The organism is Streptomyces aurantiacus (genome assembly GCF_027107535.1).
Lineage (GTDB): Bacteria > Actinomycetota > Actinomycetes > Streptomycetales > Streptomycetaceae > Streptomyces.
Genome location: NZ_CP114283.1, coordinates 3,157,478 through 3,180,753, shown reverse-complemented (window position 1 = coordinate 3,180,753; position 23,276 = coordinate 3,157,478). Strand labels below are relative to the sequence as shown.

At 72.5% G+C, this 23,276-nt stretch carries 23 protein-coding genes; 16 read left to right on the top strand and 7 right to left on the bottom strand.

Going from position 1 to position 23,276, the window contains the following annotated elements:
• Position 1 precedes the first annotated feature (1 nt).
• On the top strand, positions 2–721 hold the full coding sequence (bioD, locus tag O1Q96_RS15815; RefSeq protein ID WP_269248775.1) for a dethiobiotin synthase: 720 nt from the start codon (positions 2–4) through the stop codon (positions 719–721).
• Positions 722–733: 12 nt separating this feature from the next.
• On the opposite strand, the gene O1Q96_RS15810 is transcribed toward bioD, so the two are convergent.
• Entirely contained in the window at positions 734–2,950 is a 2,217-nt protein-coding gene (locus O1Q96_RS15810) for a helix-turn-helix transcriptional regulator (RefSeq protein WP_269253610.1), read from the bottom strand.
• Between the two features lie 223 nt (positions 2,951–3,173).
• Between O1Q96_RS15810 and O1Q96_RS15805 the strand changes: the two genes are divergently transcribed.
• Both O1Q96_RS15805 and O1Q96_RS15800 read left to right on the top strand, forming a co-directional pair.
• Positions 3,174–3,854, top strand: a complete 681-nt coding sequence (locus O1Q96_RS15805) for an esterase/lipase family protein (protein ID WP_217454530.1) — start codon at positions 3,174–3,176, stop codon at positions 3,852–3,854.
• A gap of 148 nt (positions 3,855–4,002) precedes the next feature.
• Positions 4,003–4,704, top strand: a complete 702-nt coding sequence (locus O1Q96_RS15800) for a class I SAM-dependent methyltransferase (protein ID WP_269248774.1) — start codon at positions 4,003–4,005, stop codon at positions 4,702–4,704.
• Positions 4,705–4,899: 195 nt separating this feature from the next.
• Here the strand turns inward: O1Q96_RS15800 and O1Q96_RS15795 are convergent, their stop codons facing one another.
• Together O1Q96_RS15795 and O1Q96_RS15790 are read right to left on the bottom strand one after the other, a co-directional pair.
• On the bottom strand, positions 4,900–5,238 hold the full coding sequence (locus tag O1Q96_RS15795; protein ID WP_269253609.1) for a fic family toxin-antitoxin system, toxin component: 339 nt from the start codon (positions 5,236–5,238) through the stop codon (positions 4,900–4,902).
• Between the two features lie 49 nt (positions 5,239–5,287).
• On the bottom strand, positions 5,288–5,515 hold the full coding sequence (locus tag O1Q96_RS15790; RefSeq protein ID WP_151483877.1) for an antitoxin: 228 nt from the start codon (positions 5,513–5,515) through the stop codon (positions 5,288–5,290).
• A gap of 197 nt (positions 5,516–5,712) precedes the next feature.
• On the opposite strand from O1Q96_RS15790, the gene O1Q96_RS15785 reads away from it, so the two are divergent.
• The 10 genes from O1Q96_RS15785 (at position 5,713) to mug (ending at position 16,776) form a co-directional block, all read left to right on the top strand.
• Positions 5,713–6,561 carry an ABC transporter ATP-binding protein gene (locus tag O1Q96_RS15785; protein WP_269248773.1) on the top strand — a complete coding sequence of 283 codons (849 nt, stop codon included), beginning with the start codon at positions 5,713–5,715 and terminating at the stop codon, positions 6,559–6,561.
• Between the two features lie 11 nt (positions 6,562–6,572).
• Positions 6,573–9,140 (top strand): FtsX-like permease family protein, encoded by a 2,568-nt coding sequence (locus O1Q96_RS15780; protein ID WP_269248772.1) that lies wholly within the window; start codon positions 6,573–6,575, stop codon positions 9,138–9,140.
• Between the two features lie 60 nt (positions 9,141–9,200).
• On the top strand, positions 9,201–10,088 hold the full coding sequence (locus O1Q96_RS15775; RefSeq protein ID WP_269248771.1) for a TIGR03621 family F420-dependent LLM class oxidoreductase: 888 nt from the start codon (positions 9,201–9,203) through the stop codon (positions 10,086–10,088).
• A 99-nt stretch (positions 10,089–10,187) separates the two neighbouring features.
• Complete coding sequence (locus O1Q96_RS15770; RefSeq protein ID WP_269248770.1) at positions 10,188–10,613, top strand: GNAT family N-acetyltransferase; 426 nt, start codon at positions 10,188–10,190, stop codon at positions 10,611–10,613.
• Positions 10,614–10,787: 174 nt separating this feature from the next.
• The gene (locus O1Q96_RS15765; RefSeq protein WP_269248769.1) at positions 10,788–12,143 is read left to right on the top strand and encodes a hemolysin family protein; all 1,356 of its coding nucleotides are present in this window, start codon (positions 10,788–10,790) and stop codon (positions 12,141–12,143) included.
• A complete protein-coding gene (locus tag O1Q96_RS15760; RefSeq protein ID WP_269248768.1) occupies positions 12,140–13,162 on the top strand; it encodes a hemolysin family protein in 1,023 nt (340 codons plus the stop codon). Before O1Q96_RS15765 ends, O1Q96_RS15760 begins: the two co-directional genes overlap by 4 nt.
• Before the next feature lie 284 nt (positions 13,163–13,446).
• Entirely contained in the window at positions 13,447–14,238 is a 792-nt protein-coding gene (locus O1Q96_RS15755) for an SGNH/GDSL hydrolase family protein (RefSeq protein WP_269248767.1), read from the top strand.
• A gap of 122 nt (positions 14,239–14,360) precedes the next feature.
• Positions 14,361–14,729: a DUF4326 domain-containing protein gene (locus O1Q96_RS15750; RefSeq protein ID WP_269248766.1), complete on the top strand. Its 369-nt coding sequence runs from the start codon at positions 14,361–14,363 to the stop codon at positions 14,727–14,729.
• Positions 14,730–14,788: 59 nt separating this feature from the next.
• The gene (gene purB / locus O1Q96_RS15745) at positions 14,789–16,228 is read left to right on the top strand and encodes an adenylosuccinate lyase (protein ID WP_269248765.1); all 1,440 of its coding nucleotides are present in this window, start codon (positions 14,789–14,791) and stop codon (positions 16,226–16,228) included.
• Entirely contained in the window at positions 16,225–16,776 is a 552-nt protein-coding gene (mug, locus tag O1Q96_RS15740; protein ID WP_269253608.1) for a G/U mismatch-specific DNA glycosylase, read from the top strand. Before purB ends, mug begins: the two co-directional genes overlap by 4 nt.
• A gap of 1 nt (position 16,777) precedes the next feature.
• Here the strand turns inward: mug and O1Q96_RS15735 are convergent, their stop codons facing one another.
• From O1Q96_RS15735 to O1Q96_RS15725, 3 genes are all read right to left on the bottom strand, one after another.
• Complete coding sequence (locus O1Q96_RS15735; RefSeq protein WP_269248764.1) at positions 16,778–17,221, bottom strand: hypothetical protein; 444 nt, start codon at positions 17,219–17,221, stop codon at positions 16,778–16,780.
• Positions 17,222–17,287: 66 nt separating this feature from the next.
• Complete coding sequence (locus tag O1Q96_RS15730; protein WP_269248763.1) at positions 17,288–18,013, bottom strand: ABC transporter permease subunit; 726 nt, start codon at positions 18,011–18,013, stop codon at positions 17,288–17,290.
• Between the two features lie 2 nt (positions 18,014–18,015).
• Positions 18,016–18,972, bottom strand: coding sequence for an ATP-binding cassette domain-containing protein (locus tag O1Q96_RS15725; RefSeq protein WP_269248762.1), 957 nt, complete (start codon positions 18,970–18,972; stop codon positions 18,016–18,018).
• A gap of 108 nt (positions 18,973–19,080) precedes the next feature.
• On the opposite strand from O1Q96_RS15725, the gene O1Q96_RS15720 reads away from it, so the two are divergent.
• The 3 genes from O1Q96_RS15720 (at position 19,081) to O1Q96_RS15710 (ending at position 22,208) form a co-directional block, all read left to right on the top strand.
• Entirely contained in the window at positions 19,081–20,271 is a 1,191-nt protein-coding gene (locus O1Q96_RS15720) for a sensor histidine kinase (protein WP_269248761.1), read from the top strand.
• Between the two features lie 14 nt (positions 20,272–20,285).
• Positions 20,286–20,948 (top strand): response regulator transcription factor, encoded by a 663-nt coding sequence (locus O1Q96_RS15715; protein WP_217454545.1) that lies wholly within the window; start codon positions 20,286–20,288, stop codon positions 20,946–20,948.
• A gap of 102 nt (positions 20,949–21,050) precedes the next feature.
• Positions 21,051–22,208, top strand: a complete 1,158-nt coding sequence (locus O1Q96_RS15710) for an ROK family protein (RefSeq protein WP_269248760.1) — start codon at positions 21,051–21,053, stop codon at positions 22,206–22,208.
• A gap of 220 nt (positions 22,209–22,428) precedes the next feature.
• Here the strand turns inward: O1Q96_RS15710 and O1Q96_RS15705 are convergent, their stop codons facing one another.
• Positions 22,429–23,190, bottom strand: coding sequence for a GntR family transcriptional regulator (locus tag O1Q96_RS15705; RefSeq protein ID WP_269253607.1), 762 nt, complete (start codon positions 23,188–23,190; stop codon positions 22,429–22,431).
• Positions 23,191–23,276 lie beyond the last annotated feature (86 nt).

Here is a 23,276-nt window from a genome sequence, read left to right as displayed (position 1 = left end):
CATGACGGTGCTGGTGATCACGGGAACGGGTACGGAGGTCGGCAAGACCGTCACGACCGCCGCCGTCGCCGCGGCGGCCGTCGCGGCCGGCCTGTCGGTGGCCGTGCTCAAGCCCGCGCAGACGGGTGTGGTGCCGGGTGAGCGCGGGGACGCCGACGAGGTGGCACGGCTCGCGGGCGCGGTGACGTCCGTCGAACTCGCCCGATATCCCGAGCCGTTGGCGCCCGCCACGGCGGCCCGGCGGTCCGGTCTCGCGCCGGTGCGGCCGCAGGAGGTGGCGGAGGCCGCGGGCAAGCTGGCCGCGGCGCACGATCTCGTGCTGGTCGAGGGGGCGGGCGGGCTGCTCGTACGGTTCGACGACGAGGGCGGCACGCTCGCGGACGCCGCGCGGCTGCTGGACGCGCCGGTGCTGGTGGTGGCCTCGGCCGGGCTCGGCACGCTCAACACGACGGAGCTGACCGCCCGCGAACTGCGGTTCCGTCGGCTCGACCTGCTCGGCGTCGTCGTGGGCAGCTGGCCGGACGAGCCCGATCTCGCGTCGCGTTGCAATCTGGCCGATCTTCCCGTGGTGGCGGGGGCGCCTCTGCTGGGCGCCCTGCCCGGGGGCGCCGGGCGGCTTCCCGCCTCCGTCTTCCGCGCGAGCGCGGGCAGTTGGCTGGCACCGCGTCTGTGGGGCACGTGGGACGCGGAGGCATTTGCGGCGGAGCGGACCGGCGGCTGACCCGCCTCCGGCTCAGTCCTCCGAGGCCAGGAGACGGACCAGTTCTATGCGTGAGCGGATGCCGAGACGGGTGAAGACGCCGCGCAGGTGATGGTCGATGGTGCGGGGGCTGAGCAGCAGGCGGGACGCGATCTCCCGGTTGGTGGCGCCCTCGGCGGCCATGCGGGCCACCAACAGCTGCTGGGCGGTGAGAACGGCGGCCAAGGGCCGTGCGGCGGCCTGGGGCCGGGCCGGTTCGCCCAGTGCGCGCAGCTCGGCCCTGGCCTGGGCCGCGCAGTGCGGGGAGCCGAAGTGTTCGAACGCCTCGAGGGCGCTGTGCAGCCGGTCACGGGCCTCCGTACGGTTGCGCAGCCGGCGCAGGGCGCTGCCGAACAGGAGTTCCGTACGGGCGCGTTCGAAGTCCCGGGTCCCGTCGGCGTGGAGGCCGAGAGCGGTCCGGTAGTGGTCGGCGGCGTCGTGGCCGGTGGCCAGCAGGGCCCGGCAGCGGGCGCTCAGGGCCAGGTCGTCGGGGCTGCGGACGGCCCTCGCCCAGCGGTCGTAGTCGGCGTGGGCGGCGCGCGCGACCCGGGTGTCCCCCGTGCGGACGGCGGCTTCCACGTAGTGCGGGGTGGCGAGGTGGCGGACGGCCCGGTGCCCGTGCCCGGGGCCGAACCCGGCGAGCGCCCGCAGCCGGGACGCGGAGGCCGCGTACCGGCCCGTGCTGAGGTCGAGGAAGGCGAGCGCCCACAGGGCGAGGGCGGCGGGGAGACCGAGGCCGCGTTCCAGGGCGTGGGTGCGGGCCGCCTCGGCGCGGGCCCGGCAGAGCTCCTCGTCGCCGGTGACGGCCGCGAACATGGCGAGGGCCGCCTGGAGGTGACAGGCCCCGTTGTCCTGTCCGGTGGCGTACGCCTGCCGCAGGGCGTCCAGCGCCGCGGCTCCGGCGGATCGCGGGCGGCCGGTCCAGAACTCGGCGTACGCCCGGAACTCCATGGCCTGCGGAACGGCCGCGGGCTCGCCCATGGCACGGGCCGAGGCGGCGGCCCCGACAGCCGCGGCCGCGGCGCGGGTGTGGTCGCCGAGCAGCAGCGCGGCGATCGAGGCGTGGATCAGCGAGGTGGGGTCGCCGCCGGGCCCGCAGCGCCCGGCGGCCGCCTTCAGCAGGTCACGGGCGTCCTCGTAGCGCCCGTCGAACGCCGCGGCCAGTCCTCCCAGCGTGCCCGGGGGTACGATCCCGAGCCGGTCGGCGACCGCCGCGGCCTCCCGGCAGCGGCGCAGGTCCCCGGTGTAGACGGCGGCTTCGGTGGCACGTGCCAGCAGGTGCGCGGAGGCGTCGGCAGCGGCGGGGAACACCACCCGGCTGCCGCCCGCGCCCTCGATCAGCGCGCCTTTGACCGTGCGGTCGGACGGGGCGCCCGTGCTCGCTTCCGGCTCTCTCTCCATGCCCCTCTCCGCGCCGCGCTCGGCACTGCGCTCCGCTCCCGCGAGGAGCGCGTCGAACGCCTCCGTCGCGTTCCCCGCGCGTAGAGCGAGCAGTCCGTTCAGCCCGTCGATGTTCCCGTGGGAGGCCAGGCGGCGGGCCCGGTCGCCGTCGCCGGAGCGCCAGGCGTCGGCGGCGGCGCGGGCCAGCAGGCGCGGCCGTTCACGCGGGTCCGGAATCAGCTCGGCCGCCCGTTCGAGGAGTACGCAGGCCAGCGCGTGTTCCTGGGCGGCGCGCGCCTCGTGCGCCGCGGCGCGCAGTTCCGCCGCAAGGCGCCGGCTGGGACCGAGCGCGGCCGCGGCCCGGTGCCAGGACCGGCGGGGTGCCTCGCCCTCGCCGCGCAGGACCCGGGCAAGGAGCCGGTGTGTCTCGCGCCGGTCCACGGCGGAGGCGGTCTCGTAGGCGGCGATGCGGGTCCAGGGATCCCGGAACACGACTCCGCCGGACGTGGCCCTGGCGAGCCCTGCCGCCTCCGCGTCGTCGAGGGGGCCGGTGTCCAGCCGGGCCGCGGCCACCGCGCGTTGGTAGGCGTGCGTGGCGACCGGGTGCTGGTCGGCGGCGGCGATCAGCAGGAGACGCCGGGTGTCGGACGGGAGCGAGCGGAACTCCGGCCGGAGCGACCTCAGGAGGCCGGGCACCACGGCGGCGGGGTCGGCCGGCAGCGGTTCGAGACCGGCCAGTTGGCGCTCGTCGAGGGCGGCCGTGAGTTCGGCGGCGGCGAGCGGATCGCCGTGCACGGCGCGCAGCACCCGTATCCGGACGCCCTCGGGCATCGGCGTTCGCGCGAGCGTCCGCGCCACGCCGCCCGGCTGTTCCGGAGCGTGCGTCAGGGACGGTGGCGGATGCTGCGGGAGAGGCGGGGGGTTCACCGAAGTCACCACGCCTTTCACGTTACTGGCGAGTTAAGTGGTGCGTAAAGACCGGCGATTTCACCGATGCGCCGCGCGTAGACCCCGCCGGACACTCCTGACGAACCCACCCCCTTCAGGAGGCGTCATGACCCGCCGCATTCGCACTGCCGGCACGGTCTTCGCAGCCGCGCTCGCGTCGCTGCTCCTGTCCCTGCCCGCGTCCCCGGCCCACGCGGCCGCCCGCAATCCCGTCGTCTTCGTACACGGACTGAGCAGTTCGTCGAGCAGCTGGGACGACTGGATCGCCGACTTCAAGGCCGACGGCTACACGAGCTCCGAGCTGTTCTCCTGGTCGTACGACTGGGGCCAGTCGAACGTCACGACCGCCCAGCAGCTGTCCGCCAAGATCCAGAGCGTGCGCACGCAGACCGGAGCGGCCAAGGTCGACCTGGTCGTCCACTCGATGGGCGCGCTCAACTCCCGCTACTACCTCAAGAACCTCGGCGGCACCGCGTACGTGGACGACTTCGTGTCGACGGCCGGTGTGAACCACGGGACCACGACGGCCGGCTGGTGCCAGTGGCTCTACACGTCGTGTGCACAGATGTACACCGGCAGCTCGTTCCTGACCGCGCTCAACTCGGGGGACGAGACACCAGGCAGCGTCTCCTACGCCAGTTACTGGTCGAACTGCGACGACGCACTGACCCCCGACACCAGTGCGATCCTCAGCGGCGCCACCAATGTCGAGGTCGGATGCGTCTCGCACACCGACATGAACAACGACCACGGCGTCTACGAGCAGGTGCGCGACTTCGTCGCCTGACGCCCCACAGGTCCGCCCCGGGCCCCGGCGCGGCCGGGTTTCCGGGGCGGACCGCGGCGGTGAGGGCGAGAACCGCCGGGCGGCGGACGGGTGAGGGTGGCCCTCCGGGGGGACAATCGCGGTAGGTCCGCACCCAGGGGAGGCCCGTATGCGACCGCTCGGCTCCAGATTCGGCAAGACCGGCACGCTGCCTCCGCCTCCGGTGCACCACCCGCTGTTCGCCCGCTTCTACGCCCGGCTGAGCGTGGCGGCCGAGCCTGCGATCGGCGTCCATCGCGACGAGTTGCTCGCCGGGCTCTCCGGCCGGGTCATCGAGATCGGCGCGGGCAACGGCCTGAACTTCGCCCACTATCCGGGCACGGTCTCGGAGGTCGTCGCGATCGAACCCGAGCGCCGCCTGCGGCAGTTGGCCGGGACCGCGGCCCGGCGCGCCGACGTGCCGGTCGACGTGGTGCCGGGGGTCGCGGAGGCCCTGCCGGTCAAGAGCGAGGCGTTCGACGGGGCCGTCGTGTCACTGGTGCTGTGCAGCGTACGGGACCTGCCGCGGGCGCTCGCCGAGATCCGCCGTGTCCTGCGCCCGGGCGGTGAGCTGCGCTTCTTCGAGCACGGCAGGGGCGGCGGCCGCGCGATGACGACCGGGCAGCGCGTCCTCGACCGCACGGTGTGGCCGCTGCTGTTCGGCGGCTGTCACGTGAACCGGGACCCGGTCGCCGCGATCAGGGACGCGGGGTACGAGCTCGGCGCCTACCGGCGGCTGCTGGTGCCCGACAGGGGGCCGCGGACGCCGAGTTCGTACTGCGTGCTGGGCACCGCGCGCCGTCCGGACGCCCGGGACCCGGCCGTCTCCTGAAGCCGTCGCGACCACCGGGCCGGATGGGCCGGGCCGGGCGCAATTCTCTGCACGGGGCAGGCTCGGTGCCGCCTCACGTCTCATCACGTCGCCTGGTGGGCGACAGCCCTTCAGCACCGTGCGAAGCACCGGGTACGCGCGCCGCCCGGCCGTGGGGCCTCACGTCGCCGTGCGAGCGGGCACGGCCGACGGGCCTCACAGGGTCCACTGGCGCAGCTCTCGCGCGATGTCCTGCACCGTCGCCTCGCCCGTCTTGACCAGTCTGGCCAGGTCGCGGACCTGCTCGGGTGACGTGACGACCTTCAGGCCGCTGGCCACGAGGTAGGCGTACGCGACGGCCATGGCGAACATCGCGTTCGAACGTTCGAGTGCCGGCACGTGCAGCAGGAGCTGGAGCAGCGCGGCGGCGCGGGTGTGCGGGGTGTCGTAGACGGGGACGCCGAATATCGCGGCCTCGTGCCGGCTGACGGCGGCGACGAGTGCTCCCCAGTCGACGACCTGGGGGTCTCCGGGCGTCTTCTGTTCGGCGACCATGAGGAGCCAGGCGAGGTCGACTCTGATGTTCAGGGGTTCGTTCAAGAGCTCAGCGACGGCCTTCTCGTTCCGCGCCGAACTCCTCGGCGAACACGGACTCGTACTGCTTCATGAAGTCGGCGGCGGCCTCGACGAAGGTGTGGCCGGCCTCGCCGGTGTCCTGTCTGACCAGTTCCTCGATGTAGCGGTTGACGCTCATCCCGCGGGCCAGGGCGCGTTCACGCGCGGCGCGGGCGGTGCCCTCGTCCACGCGTACGTTCAGCTGGGTCTTCGCCATACTTCGAAGCTAGCGCCGGAACGCTAGCAACGGCAAGGGGGCAGGCCGGGCCCTTCCCTTAAGGGTGCCCCTTACACGGACCTCGGGGGCACCGACCTGCGACGGAGACCCACCCGGCACTTCGGGGGGATACCGGGTGTGCCCCGGATCACACTAGGCTCGCCCGCGGACACCGTAGTCCGACCTAGGAGGCGGCCTTGTCCACAGCAGCTACGGAGCACGCCCTCGGGCGCACGGACGCCGAGGAGATCGCGGCCCGCGCCCGGGGTCTGACGAAGGCGTACGGGTCGGGTGAGACGACCGTGCTCGCCCTCGACTCGGTCGACGTGGACATCGCGCGCGGCCGCTTCACGGCGGTCATGGGGCCCTCGGGCTCCGGAAAGTCCACCCTGATGCACTGCCTGGCGGGGCTCGACAGCGTCTCGACGGGACAGGTGTGGCTGGGCGACACCGAGATCACCGGACTGAAGGAGCGCGAGCTGACCCAGTTGCGCCGCGACCGGATCGGCTTCATGTTCCAGTCGTTCAACCTGATCCCGACTCTCGACGCGGCGGAGAACATCACGCTGCCCATGGACATCGCGGGCAGGAAGCCCGACGAGAAGTGGCTGAACCAGGTCATCGACCAGCTCGGCCTGCGCGACCGGCTGAAGCACCGGCCCGCGCAGCTCTCCGGCGGTCAGCAACAGCGCGTCGCCTGCGCCCGGGCGCTCGCGTCACGCCCCGAGCTGATCTTCGCGGACGAGCCGACCGGCAACCTCGACTCGCGGGCGGGCCTGGAGGTCCTCGGCTTCCTGCGGGACGCGGTCGACGAGCTGGGGCAGACCGTGGTCATGGTCACGCACGATCCGGGCGCGGCCGCCCACTCCGACCTGGTCCTCTTCCTCGGGGACGGGCGGATCGTGGACGAGATGGCACGGCCGACGGCGGACGCGGTGCTGGAGCGCATGAAGAGGTTCGACACGATCCGCGGGACGTTCGAGGGTGACGCCGCCCCCGACCAGGACAACGTCCTCGACCAGGGCATCGCCCCCGACAAAGACTGAGGCAGACCGTCGTGCTGAAGGCGACACTCCGGAGTTTCCTCGCCCACAAGGGCCGGCTGCTGCTCTCGGCGCTGGCCGTCGTCCTGTCCGTGGCATTTGTCGCGGGCAGCCTGATCTTCTCGGACACCGTCAGTCGTACGTTCGACCGGCTCTTCGCGTCCACGTCGGCCGACGTGACCGTGGCCCCGAAGGACGACCTGAAGTCACAGATCCCCTCCGGGGCTGTCGAGACGGTGCCCACGAGCCTCGTGGACCGCATCGCGAAGATCGACGGGGTCGCCCTCGCGCGTCAGGACGTGTCCGTCGAGAACGTCACCGTCGTCGACAGTGACAACAAGTCGGTGGGCCCGACCACGGGCGCGCCGACCATCGCCGGCGACTGGTACGTCACCGCGCGCAGCCCCGTAAAGCTGACGTCCGGGCACGCCCCGCGCGGGCCCGGTGAGGCGCTCCTCGACGCGGACACGGCCGACAAGAAGCACGTGCGCATCGGTGACACGCTGACCGTGATCGCGCAGCCCGGGTCGTTCAAGGTGGAGGTCGTCGGCATCGCGACCTTCACGACCACCAACCCCGGCGCCGCACTCCTCTTCGTCGACCCGGCGGTCGCGTCCCAGAAGCTGCTGGGCAGGGCCGGGGCCGCCACCAGCATCCAGGTGGACGCGAAGGAGGGAGTGAGCGATGCGATGCTCAAGCAGCGCATCGCCGCCGAACTCGGCTCCGGCACCTACGAGTTGGAGACCGCGGACGAGCAGGCCGAGTCGGCGGCGTCCCAACTCGGCGGATTCCTCGACGTGATCAAGTACGTGATGCTCGGCTTCGCGGGGATCGCGGTGCTCGTCGGGATCTTCCTGATCGTCAACACCTTCTCCATGCTGATCGCCCAACGCACCCGCGAACTGGGCCTGTTGCGTGCGCTCGGCGCCGACCGGCGCCAGGTGCGCCGCTCCGTGCTCACGGAGGCGACACTGCTGGGCCTGGTGGGCTCCACGCTCGGCCTGGCCACGGGAATCGGGCTCGCGGCCGGACTGATCGAGCTCATGGGTCTGTTCGGCATGAACCTGAAGAGCACCGAGATGGTCATCGGGTGGGGGACGCCCGTCGCCGCGTACGTCGTCGGGGTGGGCGTCACCTTCGTCGCGGCGTATCTTCCGGCCCGCCGCGCCGCCGGAGTGTCACCGATGGCCGCGCTGTCGGACGCCGAGATCGCCGGGGTGGGCCGGCCGTTGCGGGTCCGGGCCGTCGTCGGATCGGTCGTCGGCCCGCTGGGCGCCGCGGCACTGGTGGGCTGCGCGACGGCGACGAAGACCTCGTCCGCCGCCTCCCTGCTGGGCCTCGGTGTCGTCCTCACCCTCACCGCGACGGTGATCGCCGGACCGTTGCTCGTCCGCCCGGTGATCCGTGTCCTCGGCGGCTTCTTCCCGGCCCTGTTCGGGCCGGTCGGCCGGATGAGCCAGCGCAACGCGCTGCGCAACCCGCGCCGCACGGGCGCCACCGCGGCAGCCCTGATGGTGGGCCTCGCCCTGGTCGGCGGCATGTCCGTGGCGAGCGCGTCCATGACCAAGTCCTTCGACCAGCAGATCGACAAGACGCTGGGCGCCGACTTCGTGGTGCAGAACGCCAACTTCATGCCGTTCCCGCAGGAGATCACCGAGAAGGTGAAGGACACGGACGGCGCGGGACTCGTCGTACGGCAGCGCTTCGCGCCGGTCGCCGTCCGGCTGCCCGACGGCAAGCGCGTCAAGACGACGGCGGCGGCCTACGAGCCCCAGCTGGACGAGGTCGCCCGCATCACCTACGCCGAGGGGGACACGGCCGCCGCGCTCGCGGACGGGAACATCGCCATGGACGCCGGCTTCGCGAAGGACCACGACGTGCGCGTGGGGAGCACGATTCCCGTCGAGTTCCCCGCCGGGCGGAAGACCGAACTGAAGGTGGCGGCGCTGACCGACCAGGACGCCGCCGAGGGCTTCGGAACGCAGGGCGGGCTCTTCCTCGGCTTCGGGACCGTCGAGAAGTACGTGCCGGGCGGCCAGGACTCCGCGCTGTACGTGAACGCGGCCGCCGGCGCCTCCGCCGACACGCTGCGCTCCAACCTCGACAAGGCGCTCGACCCGTACCCCCAGGTGCAGGTCCGCGACCTCGCCGACTACAAGAAGCTGATCCACGACCAGATCGCCGTCCTGCTCTACCTGGTGTACGCCCTGCTGGGACTCGCGATCGTCATCGCGGTGCTCGGAGTGGTCAACACCCTTGCCCTGTCGGTGGTGGAGCGCACCCGCGAGATCGGCCTGCTGCGCGCGATCGGGCTCGCCCGGCGGCAGCTGCGGCGGATGATCAGGCTGGAGTCGGTGGTGATCGCCGTGTTCGGCGCGGTGCTCGGCCTGGCCCTCGGACTCGTGTGGGGCGTGTGCGTGCAGCAGGTCCTCGCACTGCAGGGGATGACGGCGTTCGCGATCCCGTGGACCACCCTCGTCGCGGTCGTCGTGGGCTCGGCCGTCGTGGGCATCGTGGCGGCGCTGCTGCCCGCGTTGCGCGCGTCACGCATGAACGTGCTGGCGGCCATCGCGCACGAGTGATCGGTACGAGGCGCGGAGCACTGTCCGAAGCGTCAAGTCGCCCGCAGGTGAGGAGAGTTCATGCCGCGCCCCTTCCGTTTCGGAGCCAGCCTCGTCACGCCCGCCCCCGCGGGCGAATGGCGCGCCAAGTGCCGCCGCGCCGAGGAGCTCGGCTACGACGTGATCCTGGTCGCCGACCATCTCGGCATGCCCGCTCCCTTCCCCTCGCTGGTCGCGGCCGCCGCGGCGACCGAGCGGCCCCGTCTCGGCACGTTCGTGCTCAACGCCGGGTTCTGGAATCCGGCGCTGCTGGCCCGCGAGGTCGCCACCACGGACGCGCTCACCGGCGGACGCCTCGAACTGGGGCTCGGCACCGGATACGTACAGGCGGAGCACGACACGGCCGGGCTCCCGTACGGTTCGCCGCGCGAGCGTGTGGACCAACTGCGACACATGATCAAGGAGCTGGACCGTCTGCTCGGCACGGCGGATCATCCGCCGGGGGCGGCGCGGAAGCGGGTGCCGCTGCTCGTCGGCGGCAACGGCGACCGGATGCTGCGGCTGACCGCCGAGCACGCGGACATCGCGGCCTTCACCGGCGCGCGCTCGGTGCGGGGCAGCACGACCGGAACCCTGGAGCCGCTCTCCGCCGAGGAGATCGACGAACGGGTGGCGGCCTACCTGCGCCTCGCCGCCGACCGGCCCGAACCCGCCGAACTGAACCTGCTCGTCCAGCTGGTCGTCGTCACGGACGACCCGCAGGGCGCCGTCCAGCCCCTCCTCCCCCACATCCCGCACCTCACCGAGGAGCAGGTCCTGGAGCTGCCGATCGTGCTGGCCGGCTCGGTGGAGCAGATCAGGAAGAAGGTCCGGGCGGTCCGGGAGCGGTACGGCTTCTCGTACCTGACGGTGCTGGAGCCGTACATGGAGGCTTTCGGAGCGGTCATCGCGGGGCTCCAGGGCGAGTGACCGCGTCCGGACCGTTCCGGACCGCGCGAGGGCCCGCGAGGACGTGTCCGCATCGTGGAATCCGATGCCCGTGAGCTTCGGCCGTGATGGGATCGGAGCATGAATGATCTTCGGATACGGGCCGCCGCGCCGGGAGACCTCGACACCGTTCTCGCCTTCTGGAAGACCGCTGCCGAGGGCACCAGCATCAGTGACGACCGGGACGGGGTGGAGCGGCTGATCGTGCGCGACCCCGAGGCCCTGATCCTCGCCGAGCGGGACGGCGAGCTCGTGGGCACCGTCATCGCGGGCTTCGACGGCTGGCGCTGTCATCTGTACCGGCTGGCGGTGGACCCTGACCGGCGCCGCCAGGGCATCGGCTCGGCGCTCCTGGCGGCGGCCGAGGAACGGTTCGTACGCCTCGGCGGGCGCCGGGGCGACGCGATGGTTCTGGCACGCAACGAGACGGCACACCATGCCTGGCGCGCGGCGGGGTACACGCCGGAAGAGCACTGGCGGCGTTGGGTCAAGCCGCTGGTCGAGTGACCGCAGCCGGGACCCCACCGGTCCTTCGCTCCCGAAGGACCGCACCGTCCCCGAGGAAAGGTGAGAGCGTCCGCCCATGGGCGAGCCTTCCGACAACCGACGGCACGGCGTCCCGCCGTGCCGACATCGCGCGATTCCTCCACCTCTGCCCGATCATTGGACGGAGGTGACCCGATGACCGAAGTGCTCCTCCTCGCCGTGGCGGTGCTGCTCTCGCTGGCCTGCGGCGCCTTCGTCGCGGCCGAGTTCTCACTGACCACCGTCGAGCGCAGCCAACTGGAGCGGGCCGTCGAGCGCGGCGAGGTCGGCGCGGCGGGCGCCCTCAGGGCCGTACGGAACCTCACCTTCCAGCTCTCCGGCGCTCAGCTGGGCATCACCGTCACCAACCTGGTCGTCGGCATGCTCGCCGAGCCGTCCGTCGCCAAGCTCATCGCCGGGCCCCTCGAAGCCGCCGGGGTACCTCCGTCGGCCACCTCGTCCGTCGCCCTGGTGATCGGTACGGCCCTGTCGACGGTCTTCCTGATGGTCGTCGGCGAGCTGGTGCCCAAGAACTGGGCGATCTCCTCGCCACTCGCCGTGGCCAAGCGGGTGGCGACGCCGCAGCGCTGGTTCAGCGCGGTGTTCCGGCCCTTCATCACCCATCTCAACAACACAGCCAACCGTGTCGTACGCCGCTTCGGCATCGAGCCGGCCGAGGAGCTGGCCTCCGCGCGCGGCCCGCAGGAACTGGTCGCCCTGGCCCGGCACTCCGCGAAGGAGGGGGCCCTGGAGGCGGACACCGCCGAACTGTTCGTACGCACGCTGAACCTCGCCGACCTCACCGCGGAGAACGTGATGACTCCGCGCGTCCAGGTCATCGCCCTCGACGTCCAGGCGACCTGCGAGGACGTGGCGAACGCGACGCGGGCGACCGGGCTGTCGCGCTTCCCGGTCTACCGCGGCAACCTCGACTCGGTCGTCGGAGTCGCACACATCAAGGACGTCATCACCGTGCCCGCCGACGGCAGGGCCCGTACACCCGTGTCCCAGGTGATGCGCGAGCCCCTTCTCGTACCGGAGACGCTGACCGTCGACCGGCTGCTGGACCGGCTGTCCGGCAAGCGCACGATGGCCGTCGTCATCGACGAGTACGGCGGCACCGCCGGGGTCGCCACCCTCGAGGACATCGTCGAGGAGGTCGTCGGGGAGGTGCGGGACGAGCACGACCCGCACGAGACGCCCGACCTGGCCCCGGCCGGCACGGACGACGAGGGCCGCACGCTGTACTCGGCCGACGGCTCCGTCCGCACCGACCGTCTGGCCCGTGTCGGCCTGCGCGCGCCCGACGGGCCGTACGAGACGCTCGCGGGCCTGGTCGCGACCGAACTCGGGCGCATCCCCGCCGAAGGGGACACGGTCGAGGTCGCCGGGTGGCGGCTGGACGTGGTGGACGCGACGGGGCGGCGGGCCGCTCGGGTACTGATGCACACGCCGGACGCCACGGACACCCGTGCCGAAGGGGCCGGATCGGAAGGAGGGCGGCGACGATGACCGCCGTACAACTGCTGATCGGCCTGGCGACCCTGGTCGTGAACGCCTTCTTCGTGGGGGCCGAGTTCGCGCTGATCTCCGTGCGCCGCAGCCAGATCGAACAGTCCATGGAGAACGGCGGGACGGGGGACCGGCGGGCACGCGCCGTGCTCTGGGGGCTGGAGCACGTGTCCGCCCTGATGGCGGCCGCGCAGCTCGGCATCACGCTGTGCACGCTGGTCCTGGGCGTGGTCGCCGAGCCCGCGATCGCGCATCTGCTGGAGCCGCTGTTCCACGCGGTGGGGCTTTCCTCCGGCACGGGGCACGCGATCTCGTTCGTGATCGCGCTCAGCCTGGCCACGTATCTGCACATGCTGCTCGGCGAGATGGTGCCGAAGAACATCGCGCTCGCCGAGCCGGTGCGGACGGCACTGCTCCTCGGTCCGCCGCTGGTCGGCCTGTCGCGGGCGCTGCGGCCGGTGATCTTCACGGTCAACGCGTTCGCCAACGGGCTGCTGAAGCTGCTGCGCGTCGAGGTCCGGGACGAGGTGTCGGCGACCTTCTCGGACACCGAGCTGGCCCGGCTGGTGAAGGACGCCAGCGAGGCGGGGCTCATCGACGACCGCGCCCAGGAGCGTCTGCACGACGCCCTGGAACTGGGGCGCCGTCCCGTGCGGGACGTGGTGCTGCCGCTGGAACGCGTCGTCTACGCGCGCCTGGGTGTCACGCCCGAGCAGTTGGAGGCCCTGTCCGCCGAGTCCGGGTTCTCCCGCTTCCCCGTGGTGGACGACGGGCTGCGCATCGTCGGCTACCTCCACGTCAAGGACGCCCTGGACGCGATGCCGCGCGACCTGCGGTTCCGGGTCCAGGACATGCGGCCCATCGCCCGCGTCCGCGAGGGCACGCCGCTCGACGACGTCCTGACGGCCATGCGGCGCAGTCGTACGCATCTGGCTGCGGTGCTCGGTGCTGACGGGCGGCTGGCCGGTCTTGTGACGATGGAGGACGTGCTGAGGGAGCTGTTCGGTCAGCCCGTGTGACGGTGTCGGTGTCGGTGGCAGTGGTGGTGGGGGTGCCGGTGGCGGTGTTGTCGTGAGGGTCGGCTCACGGCCGGGCCGGAGTCGGAACGGGGCCGGCGCGAGGTGGCGCCGGCCCCACCCGTTCGAGTCCCGCCGGCCCGGGTCGTGGCGGCGCGGGTTCATGGCGATTCAGGTCACGCCGACGCGACTCCTGTCGGCGTCGGTCCCCGCTGCGCGGGGCGCGCCCGCCTGCGCGCCGAGCGGCAGACCGGCGGGTATGTGCACGCGATATCATTTCTTCCGCCATGCAGACGAATGCCACCTTCACCAGCCTTGTCGCCGTCGGCGACTCCTTCACCGAGGGCATGTCGGACCGCCTTCCCGACGGTTCGTACCGGGGCTGGGCGGATCTCCTCGCGGCCCGGATGGCCGCGCAGACGCCCGGCTTCCGCTACGCCAACCTCGCGGTGCGCGGGAAGCTCATCGGACAGATCGTCGCCGAGCAGGTGGACGTCGCAGTGGCGATGCAGCCCGACGTGATCACGCTGGTCGGCGGCCTCAACGACACACTGCGGCCCAAGTGCGACATGGTGCGGGTCCGCGGGCTCCTGGAAGAGGCCGTGGAGCGTCTGGCGCCGGCCTGCAAGCAGCTCGTCCTGATGCGCAGCCCCGGCCGCCAGGGCCCGGTGCTGGAACGCTTCCGCCCCCGCATGGAGGAACTGTTCGTCTGCATCGACGATCTCGCCTCCCGCCACGGCGCGCTCGTGGTCGACCTCTACGGAGCGGCGTCCCTGGGCGACCCCCGCATGTGGGACGTGGACCGGCTGCACCTGACGGGCGAGGGGCACCGGCGGGTCGCCGAGGCGGTCTGGCAGGCACTCGGGCACGCGGCGGAGGACGCCGAGTGGCACACCCCGATGCCGGTTTCCGCCCCGCCCGGCTGGGCCGCCCGCCGGGCGGCCGACGCGCGCTTCGCCCGTCAGTACCTGCTGCCGTGGATCGGCCGCCGGCTGACCGGCCGCTCGTCGGGCGACGGCCGCCCGCCCAAACGACCGGAACTGCTGCCGTACGAGGAGTACCGGGGGCCGGCGGAGTAGGGGCGGCACCCGCGGCGCGGCCGGTGGTACGAGGCCTGCGGCCCTGGCGGGCGGGCGGGTGGCGTACACGGTCCGTGCGGCGCATGATCGGGCTCGCCGCCCCGAGCGTGAACGGAGAGCCCGTGACCACGACCGTGATCAACCTCAAGGGACACATCCACGACTTCGGCGCCCGGCTGGAGCGGGCCCCGGCGGACCTGGTCTACGTCGGCCGGCGCTGGACCATGGGGCACTGGGACCTCCCCCGGCACCCGCTCCACAACCCGTTCGCCTACGACACCCCGGCCAGGAAGCGCGACGGAACCCGCGCCGAGGTCATGGCCAAGTACCGGACGTACCTCCTCGAACGCCCGGACCTGCTGGCCCGGGTGCCCGAACTGCGCGGCAGGACACTGGCCTGCTGGTGCGCGCCGGAGCTGTGCCACGGCGACATCCTGGCGGAACTCGCCGACGCCGGGGCCACCTCACCCGCCCCCGGTTCACTCTCGTAGGTTCCGACGAACGGGCCCGCGGCGCCGGCCTGCAGGAACCGCCAGTAGAATGCGTCCACGTGACTGCGCCTGCAAAGCCCCGTATCCCGAACGTCCTCGCCGGCCGCTACGCCTCGGCCGAGCTCGCCACCCTGTGGTCCCCCGAGCAGAAGGTGAAACTGGAGCGTCAGCTCTGGCTCGCCGTGCTGCGGGCCCAGAAGGACCTCGGGATCGAGGTGCCCGACGCCGCCCTCGCCGACTACGAGCGGGTCCTCGACCAGGTCGACCTGGCCTCCATCGCCGAGCGCGAGAAGGTCACACGCCACGACGTGAAGGCCCGGATCGAGGAGTTCAACGACCTCGCCGGACACGAGCACGTCCACAAGGGCATGACGTCCCGCGACCTCACCGAGAACGTCGAGCAGCTGCAGATCCGGCTCTCCCTCGAACTGGTCCGCGACCGCACGGTCGCCGTCCTCGCGCGGCTGGGCAAGCTCGCGGGCGAGTACGGCGAGCTGGTCATGGCGGGCCGCTCGCACAACGTGGCGGCGCAGGCGACGACCCTCGGCAAGCGTTTCGCGACCGCGGCCGACGAGCTGCTCGTGGCGCACGGCCGGGTCGAGGAACTGCTCGGCCGCTACCCGCTGCGCGGCATCAAGGGCCCGGTGGGCACGGCCCAGGACATGCTGGACCTGCTGGGCGGGGACGCGTCGAAGCTCGCCGACCTGGAGCAGCGGATCGCCGGGCACCTCGGCTTCTCGCAGGCGTTCACGTCGGTGGGCCAGGTCTACCCCCGCTCGCTGGACTACGAGGTCGTGACCGCGCTGGTACAGCTGGCGGCCGCGCCCTCGTCCACCGCCAAGACCATCCGGCTGATGGCCGGGCACGAGCTGGTGACCGAGGGCTTCAAGCCGGGCCAGGTCGGATCCTCCGCGATGCCGCACAAGATGAACACCCGCTCCTGCGAGCGCGTCAACGGCCTGATGGTGATCCTGCGCGGATACGCCTCGATGACGGGCGAACTCGCGGGCGACCAGTGGAACGAGGGTGACGTGTCCTGCTCGGTGGTGCGCCGGGTCGCGCTGCCGGACGCGTTCTTCGCGCTGGACGGTCTGCTGGAGACCTTCCTCACGGTCCTCGACGAGTTCGGCGCCTTCCCGGCTGTCGTCGCGCGCGAGCTGGACCGCTACCTGCCGTTCCTCGCGACGACGAAGGTCCTGATGGGCGCGGTGCGCGCGGGTGTCGGCCGTGAGGTCGCGCACGAGGCCATCAAGGAGAACGCCGTCGCCTCCGCGCTCGCCATGCGTGAGCAGGGTGCCGAGCGCAACGAGCTGCTGGACAAGCTCGCCGCGGACGAGCGCATCCCGCTCGACCGTGCGCAGCTCGACACGCTGATGGCCGACAAGCTGTCCTTCACGGGCGCCGCCGCCGACCAGGTGGCCGTGGTCGTGGCCCGCGTCGAGGAGATCGTGAAGCAGCACCCGGAGGCCGCGGGCTACACGCCGGGGGCGATCCTCTGACGCGGTTCACCCCCGCCGAGTTGGAGGCCGCCCGCGACCGGCTCGTGCCGGATGTCGTCGCGGACGGCCTCCGCGTCCTGTTCTGCGGGATCAATCCCGGTCTCATGACGGCGGCGACCGGCCACCACTTCGCGCGCCCCGGCAACCGCTTCTGGCCCGTACTGCATCTGGCGGGCTTCACTCCCCGGCTGCTGAAGCCCTCGGAACAGGACGAGTTGCTCTCGTACGGGCTCGGCATCACCAACGTGGTGGCGCGAGCGAGCGCCCGGGCCGACGAGCTGAGCGCGGACGAGTACCGGGAGGGCGGGCGTCTGCTCGCCGCCAAGGTGGAACGGCTGCGGCCACGCTGGCTCGCGGTGGTCGGTGTGACCGCCTACCGGACGGCCTTCGACGACTGTAAGGCGGCGATCGGCCCGCAGGAGCGCACGTTCGGTGCCACCCGGGTGTGGGTGCTGCCCAACCCCAGTGGTCTGAACGCGCATTGGACGGCCGCGACGATGGCGGAGGAGTTCGGGCGGCTGCGGAAGGCGTCCGAGAGCCGGGGGTGATTCACGGCGGGTCCACCTCGGTGACCACGGCGAGCAGTTGGAACGGCAGCTCCGTGTCCCACTGGGAGACGCCCAGGGCGATCCAGCGGTCCTGGGCGTCCGTCCTCCAGAGGTGTATGTCCGGTACGTGTGAACTGAGCGTGCCCCAGGGCTCCGGTATGTCCTCGCCGTCCATGCTCCGCTCGAAGACACCGGCCAGGCTGAAGACGTCCGGACGGCCCCAGCGGCTGGTCAGCCGCTCGGAGAGACCGTCCCTGTCGAGCTCGTACTGCGTCTCCGTCTCCTCCCGCCCGGTGCCGTCGTCCTCCCAGAAGCCGTCACTCGTCGCTAACTCGGCGATGTGATACCCGGGTCCCGCCGTGCCGACGTCCGACCTGCCGTACTCCGCGGGGAAGTCGCGGGTGTGCAGCAGGTCGATCGTGGCCAGGTGCTGTGCCGTGGTCATGCGTTCCAGTAAAGCGGCCGCCACTGACAAGTGGCGATGCGTCAGGTGCGGGGGCGTTCCACCGGTTCACGCGTCCCGGCGCCGAACGCTCCACGCACCCGCCAGCAGAGCGGCCCCTGCCCACACCGCCGTCACCGCGAGTCCTGTCCACGGACCGAGCGCACCGTCCCACGTCTCGTGCAGGACCACCTGTCCCGCCTTGTCGGGCAGGAAGTCGGCCACGCTCCCGGACATGTCGCCGACCACGAAGGAGACGATGAGCAGGAAGGGGATGAGGATGCTCAGGGTGGCGACGCCGCTGCGCAGCAGCGCGGCCAGTCCGGCGGCGAACAGGGCCATCAGTGCGAGGTAGATCCCGCAGCCCACGGCTGCCCGCACCCCCTCGCCCCAGCTCAGCCCGCTTCCCCGGTCGCCGAGGACGGCCTTGCCGACGAGCAGGGTCGCCGCTCCGGTGAGCAGGCCTGCCGCCAGGGCCGGTAGCCCCACCGCCGCCGCCTTCGCCGCGAACCACCGCCCCCGGTGCGGCACGGCCGCGAGTGAGACCCGCAGGGCACCGCCCTGGAACTCGGCGGAGACGGCCTGCGCGCCGAAGGTGATCGCCGCGATCTGCCCGAAACTGACGCCGAAGAACGCCGAGAACAGGGGGTCGAAGTCCGCGTCCCCGGAGTTGTCGAGCCCGGCGAGCGCGGAGAAGACCGCGGTGACGGCCACGACGGCGCCCAGTGCGGCGACGAGCGACCGAAGCGTACGGATCTTGAGCCACTCCGAGTGGAGTGCGGGGGTGAACGGCACGGTCAGACCTCCTGCGGCTGCGTCGGGGACTGGGCTGCGAACTCGGCCTCCGGGGCCGTCAGATCGAGGTAGGCCTGCTCCAGCGTGGCCTCCTCCGCGGCGAGTTCGAGGATGGGCAGGCCCGCGGCCGACGCGAGGCGGCCGATGTCCTCCACGCGCGCGTGGTGCACGATCCACCGCTCGTCCTCACCCGCGCCCTCGCCCCCGCTCGCCCTCTCCACGGCGTCGTATCCGTTCCGTGCGAGCAGTTCGCGAAGGGCCGGTCCGTCCGTGGTGCGCACCCGTACCCGGGGGTCCACGCGCGCGTGGATGAACTCCCGCATCGGCATGTCGGCGAGCAGCCTGCCGCGGCCCAGCACGACGAGCTGATCTGCGAACGACGCGGTCTCGTTCATCAGATGGCTGGAGACGAGCACGGTGCGGCCCTCGCGGGCCAGGCGCCGCATCAACTCCCGGATCCAGATGATGCCTTCGGGATCGAGCCCGTTCGACGGCTCGTCGAGCAGGATCACCGGCGGGTCGCCGAGCAGTGCGGCGGCGATGCCCAGGCGCTGGCGCATGCCCAGCGAGTACGTCCTGACCCGGCGGCGGGCGACGGAGGCCAGACCCGCCTCCTCCAGGACCTCGTCCACGCGGCGCTCCGGCAGACGATTGCTCGCCGCGAGGACGCGCAGGTGGTCCCGGGCGGTACGCGAACCGTGGGCGGCCTGCGCGTCGAGCAGGGCGCCGACGTGGCGCAGCGGCTCGTCGAGCGTCGCGTAGGCGCGTCCGCCGAGGGTCGCGGTGCCGGACGTGGGCCGGTCCAGGCCGAGTACGAGCCGCATGGTGGTGGACTTCCCCGCGCCGTTGGGACCGAGGAAGCCGGTGACGCGGCCCGGCGCGACACCGAAGGTCAGCCGGTCCACGGCACGCGTGGTGCCGTACTCCTTGGTGAGTTCTTGGACGTCGATGCTGGTCATGGGCCAAGACTGGCTGGCGGGAGGGGTGTTGGGCCTCCCCCGCCCGGGGAGTGCGTCTCCCCCGCTCGGGGGAGGCTCGTTGTCGGTACCGGCTGGCACGATGACGGGATGGTCCGCCTGCTGCGCCCGCTGACCCGCGGGACGACGTACACCCGGCTGCTGCACCTGTGGGTGCCGATGCTGTTCGTCAGCGTGTGGATGTTCATCGACCCGTCCAAGCCGTGGGTGCCCGCGCTGTTGGTCGTTCCGCTGGGGCTCATCCCGGCCGTGCGTCGGGGCGAGGGCGTGCAGGCGCGGTTCATGCTGACGCCGGGCGAGCGGGACGAGCGCGGAGATCGGGCCGGGCAGGGCGGACAGGACACGGCCATTTCCATCGCGCCGTCGGCCACCTGGTACGACCGGCTGCGGACCGTGCTCCTGCTGGAAGTACGCATGGCTTTCGGGTGGGTGGTGGCGGGCGTCACGGTGTGGCTGCCGCTCATCGCCGTGGACCTGGTCCGGATCTCGACCGGCTATGTGCCGGACGACAATCCGTTCCTGCCGGTGTCGCAGCCGCACTGGGCCTACGCGCTGCTCGCACCGCTTCCCCTTGTCGCGATGTACGCCGCCGTGGTCGGCCTCGGCGAGCTGATGACGGTGATCGCGCGCCGCCTGCTCGGTCCGTCCGCCGCAGAACGGCTCGCCACCCTGGAGGAGCGCACCGAGCAGCTCCTGGAGCGCTCCCGCATCGCCCGTGAGCTGCACGACTCGATCGGCCACGCGCTGACGGTGGCCGTGGTGCAGGCGGGTGCCGCGCGCGCCGCGGGGAGCCCCGAGTTCACCGACCGGGCTCTGCTCGCCATCGAGGACACGGGCCGTGCCGCGCTGGAGGACCTGGAGCGGGTGCTCGGTGTGCTGCGCGAGTCGCGGCGGCCCACGAGCGGCCGCCCGACCCTGGTGGAGGCCGACCGGCTCATGGAGTCCGCGCGCACGTCCGGGGCGAAGATCGACGCCGAGATGACGGGCCCGCTGGAGACGGTGCCCGGTCCGGTCTCGCGCGAGGGCTACCGCATCCTCCAGGAGTCGCTCACCAACGTGCTGCGGCACGCGGGCTCGGTGCCCGTCCGCATCCGTATCGCGGTCGAGGACCGGACACTCTCCCTTGAGGTGCGCAATCCGCTGACGGCGGAGATACCGGGACCCGGCCGGGGCAGCGGCCTGCGGGGCATACGGGAGCGGGCCTCGCTGCTGGGCGGCAGCGCGCGGACCGGCCCGGACGAGGGCGACTGGCAGGTGCACGTCGAGCTGCCGTTGCGCTGATCTACGCTGGCCGGATGCCGGTCACCGTTCTGCTCGTCGACGACGAACCCCTCGTACGAGCCGGTCTGCGGGCCGTTCTGGAGGCGCAGCCCGACATCGAGGTCGTCGGTGAGGCCGCCGACGGCGCGGCGGTGATCCCGCTGGTGCGGCGGCTGCGGCCCGACGTCGTCGCGATGGACGTCCGTATGCCGCTGATGGACGGCATCGAGGCCACGCGCGCGGTGCTGCGGACCGTCGACCGGCCGCCGAAGATCCTCGTGGTGACGACCTTCGAGAACGACGAGTACGTGTACGAGGCGCTGCGCGCGGGGGCCGACGGCTTTCTGCTGAAACGGGCCCGGCCGGCCGAGATCGTGCACGCCGTGCGGCTGGTCGCCGAGGGAGAGTCGCTGCTGTTCCCGGCGTCGGTGCGGCAGTTGGCCGCCGAGTTCGGGGACGGTGACGGGAATCCAGCGGCCCGGGCCGCTCTGGAGCGGGCGGCCCTGACCGACCGTGAGGCGGAGGTGCTGCGGCTGATGACCCGGGGTCTGTCGAACGCGGAGATCGCCACGCGGCTGGTGGTCGGCACCGAGACGGTGAAGTCCCACGTCAGCGCGGTACTGGCGAAACTGGGGGCCCGGGACCGCACACAGGCGGTGATCGCGGCGTACGAGTCGGGGTTCGTGGCACCCGGCTGATTCCGGTCCCGGGCAGGGAGGGGGTCCCCGGCACTCGCCGGGACCCGCCGCGCCGAGTACGATCCGGCCAACCGACACGCGCACGAGCTGGGAGGACGGACGTTGGGGCAGTTGACCGGCGGGGATCCCTCTCTGCTGCGGAGGATCAACTCCGCGGTGGTGCTGCACGCGCTGCGGGCGACGGACTTCGCGACCCTCACCGAGATCACCCGGGTGACCGGGCTGTCCCGGCCCACCGTCGAGGGCGTCGTGGAGGGTCTCATCGGCGGCGGGCTCGTCGTGGAGACCGCGGCCGACGAGAGTGCCGCGCGGCGCCAGGGCCGGCCCGCGCGCCGGTTCCGCTTCCGGGCGGAGGCGGGCCATCTGCTGGGTCTGGAGATCGGCCCGCACCGTGTGGCGGTGCTCCTGTCGGATCTGGACGGCCGCGTGCTCGGCTCGCTCGCCAAGGACGTCTGCGAGACGGCTCCGGCGGACGAACGGCTCGAACGGCTGCGTACGGCCGTCGCCGAGCTGCTGCGTCGCGCGGGAATCGCGCGCGGTTCCCTGCGGGCCGTCGGTGTGGCCTCCCCCGGCATCGTCGAGGCCGACGGCACGGTACGCCTCGGTACGGCGCTGCCGGAGTGGACGGGGCTGGCGCTGGGCGAACGGCTGCGCCGTTCCTTCAAGTGCCCGGTGCTCGTGGAGAACGACGCCAACGCGGCGGCGGTCGCCGAGCACTGGAAGGGCGCCGCCACCGATTCCGACGACGTGGTGTTCGTGCTGGCCGGCCTGAGCCCGGGCGCCGGGGCCCTGATCGGCGGACGTCTGCACCGCGGCTACGGCGGGGCGGCCGGTGAGATCGGCGCGCTGCACCTGCTGGGCCGGGAGGCGACTCCCGAGACGCTGCTGTCGACGACCGGCGAACCGCTGCACCCGCTCGACGAACAGGCGGTGGCGGAGGTCTTCACGCACGCGCGTGAAGGCGACGAGCGGGCTCTGGCCGCCGTGGACCGCTTCATCCAGCGGCTGGTGCACGACGTCGCCGCGCTCGTCCTGGCCCTCGACCCGGAACTCGTCGTGATCGGCGGCTGGGCGGCGGGCATCGACGGCGTCCTGGAGCCGCTGCGCAAGGAGCTGGCCCGCTACTGTCTGCGGCCGCCCCGGGTGACGCTGTCGCTGCTGGGCGAGGCGGCCGTCGCGACCGGCGCGCTGCGGCTGGCTCTCGACCACGTGGAGGAACAGCTCTTCGCGGTGGAGGGCACCGTGACGGCACGCCGCTGAACCTGCCCTCAGGTTCCACCCCGCGCCATGGTCCCGCGCCACGGCAGGCTCCGTACGGCAGGGTTCGTCGCCACACTGTGCGGCACGTGGTCATCGGCAGTCGTGGCAGCGGCGGCACAGCGCCGCAGGTCCCAGCTCTTGCTCCCGGCTCCCGGCTCCCGGCAGCAGAACGTCGCGCCCCGGAAGCGGGGCGCGACGTGTGCGAGAGACACGGCTCCGGTCAGGAAGCGCGACGCTCCGGGTCGTGGTGGATCTCCACGCCGCCGGAGTCGCCGAAGGTCAGCCGGCAGGTGTCGGCGCGGTAGGTGGCGACGGAGACCGCCGCCGTGCGTCCCTCGGCGACGAAGCGGGTCGTGACGACGAGGACGGGCGCGCCGGGAAGGCGGTCCAGTTCCTTCGCGTCGTCCGCCCGGGCCGAGCCGAGCTCGACGGCACGGTCCTGGCCCTCCAGGTCCAGGCGCTGGAGCTCCCGCAGCACCGCACGCGCGCGGGCGACTCCCGCGGGTGCGTCGATGCCCGACAGCTCGGGCACCGAAAAGGCCGGGATGTACAGCAGTTCGGCGGCGACCGGCTGGCCGTGCGTCATCCGGGAGCGGCGCACGACGTGCACCTGCTCGTCGCTCTCGGTCTCCAGGACCTTGGCCACCGCCGGGGGCGGGACCGCGACCGAGCAGTCCGCCGGCTGCCAGGCGTCGCCTGCCGCGCCCGGCCACACGTGCTGCTCGGAGCCGACGGCCACACCCATCCTCGGCGGGGCCACGGTCGTGCCGACACCGCGGCGGCGCTGGAGCCGCCCTTCCAGTTCGAGCTGCTCCAGGGCCTGGCGGAGCGTCGCCCTGGCGACGCCGAACCGGGCTGCCAGATCGCGCTCGTTGGGCAGGATCTCGCCCACCGAGAACTCGGAGTCCAGTGCTTCGCTGAGCACGGTCCTGAGGTGCCAGTACTTGGGCTCCGGCACCGTATCCAACTGCGTGGTCCCCACCGTGTCCTCCGCAATCGCCGTGTCCCGGCGGCTTTTAGCGCCCTTGTTTATTAAAGGTTCCTGCACTATCCCTGCGACCATAGGGC

What these genes read in the sequence shown, in the direction of transcription:
- O1Q96_RS15715 (WP_217454545.1), top strand. Translation starts at nt 20,286, where the DNA reads ATGCCGGTCACCGTTCTGCTCGTCGACGACGAACCCCTCGTACGAGCC.
- O1Q96_RS15810 (WP_269253610.1), bottom strand. Translation starts at nt 2,950, where the DNA reads ATGCCCGAGGGCGTCCGGATACGGGTGCTGCGCGCCGTGCACGGCGAT.
- O1Q96_RS15720 (WP_269248761.1), top strand. Translation starts at nt 19,081, where the DNA reads ATGGTCCGCCTGCTGCGCCCGCTGACCCGCGGGACGACGTACACCCGG.
- O1Q96_RS15775 (WP_269248771.1), top strand. Translation starts at nt 9,201, where the DNA reads ATGCCGCGCCCCTTCCGTTTCGGAGCCAGCCTCGTCACGCCCGCCCCC.
- O1Q96_RS15760 (WP_269248768.1), top strand. Translation starts at nt 12,140, where the DNA reads ATGACCGCCGTACAACTGCTGATCGGCCTGGCGACCCTGGTCGTGAAC.
- O1Q96_RS15795 (WP_269253609.1), bottom strand. Translation starts at nt 5,238, where the DNA reads ATGGTCGCCGAACAGAAGACGCCCGGAGACCCCCAGGTCGTCGACTGG.
- bioD (WP_269248775.1), top strand. Translation starts at nt 2, where the DNA reads ATGACGGTGCTGGTGATCACGGGAACGGGTACGGAGGTCGGCAAGACC.
- O1Q96_RS15765 (WP_269248769.1), top strand. Translation starts at nt 10,788, where the DNA reads ATGACCGAAGTGCTCCTCCTCGCCGTGGCGGTGCTGCTCTCGCTGGCC.
- O1Q96_RS15755 (WP_269248767.1), top strand. Translation starts at nt 13,447, where the DNA reads ATGCAGACGAATGCCACCTTCACCAGCCTTGTCGCCGTCGGCGACTCC.
- O1Q96_RS15725 (WP_269248762.1), bottom strand. Translation starts at nt 18,972, where the DNA reads ATGACCAGCATCGACGTCCAAGAACTCACCAAGGAGTACGGCACCACG.
- O1Q96_RS15735 (WP_269248764.1), bottom strand. Translation starts at nt 17,221, where the DNA reads ATGACCACGGCACAGCACCTGGCCACGATCGACCTGCTGCACACCCGC.
- O1Q96_RS15800 (WP_269248774.1), top strand. Translation starts at nt 4,003, where the DNA reads ATGCGACCGCTCGGCTCCAGATTCGGCAAGACCGGCACGCTGCCTCCG.
- O1Q96_RS15805 (WP_217454530.1), top strand. Translation starts at nt 3,174, where the DNA reads ATGACCCGCCGCATTCGCACTGCCGGCACGGTCTTCGCAGCCGCGCTC.
- O1Q96_RS15770 (WP_269248770.1), top strand. Translation starts at nt 10,188, where the DNA reads ATGAATGATCTTCGGATACGGGCCGCCGCGCCGGGAGACCTCGACACC.
- O1Q96_RS15790 (WP_151483877.1), bottom strand. Translation starts at nt 5,515, where the DNA reads ATGGCGAAGACCCAGCTGAACGTACGCGTGGACGAGGGCACCGCCCGC.